Origin of the sequence: Desulforhabdus sp. TSK (assembly GCF_022836495.1) — a bacterium.
GTDB lineage: Bacteria > Desulfobacterota > Syntrophobacteria > Syntrophobacterales > Syntrophobacteraceae > Desulforhabdus.
The window spans coordinates 1-458 of the sequence record NZ_BQXM01000149.1; the positions used below are offsets into that span (position 1 = coordinate 1).

1 protein-coding gene is annotated in these 458 nt (G+C 71.8%); it reads left to right on the forward strand.

Annotation, left to right across the window (positions count from 1 at the left end; all coding sequences use genetic code 11):
* A partial coding sequence (locus tag MWC30_RS21905; protein WP_368860927.1) for an exonuclease SbcCD subunit D occupies nucleotides 1–458 on the forward strand: 458 nt, incomplete at both ends.

The window sequence follows — 458 nt, forward strand, 5'->3', positions numbered from 1 at the left end:
TGTGGAGGTCCCCGACGCCGGCCCGGAGGCCTCCGCAGAGGAGCGCGGCTCCGCCCCGCTCACCCTGGTCTACGGCGTGCCGTATCTGGAACCTGCCCTGGTCCGTGAGGAGCTGGGCCTGGACCGGGCCGACCACACCTCGGTGATGACCGAGGTGGTCCGCCGCATCTGGGAGGACGTGAGCGCTCGCCGTCGTGAGCTCGGTGAGCAGCGCAGCATCCGCACGGTGCTCATGGCCCACCTCTTCGCCGCCCGCGGCGTGGGCTCGGACTCCGAGCGGAACATCGGCGTGGAGGCCCTCGCCGGGGAGCAGATGGATCACCAGGAGCACACTGCCGGCGGTCTGGCCGTGGTCCCGCCGGAGCTCTTCGACGGCTTCGACTATGTGGCCCTGGGGCACCTGCACGGGCGCCAGAAGCTCTCACCGACGGTGCGCTACAGCGGCTCGCCGCTGCGCT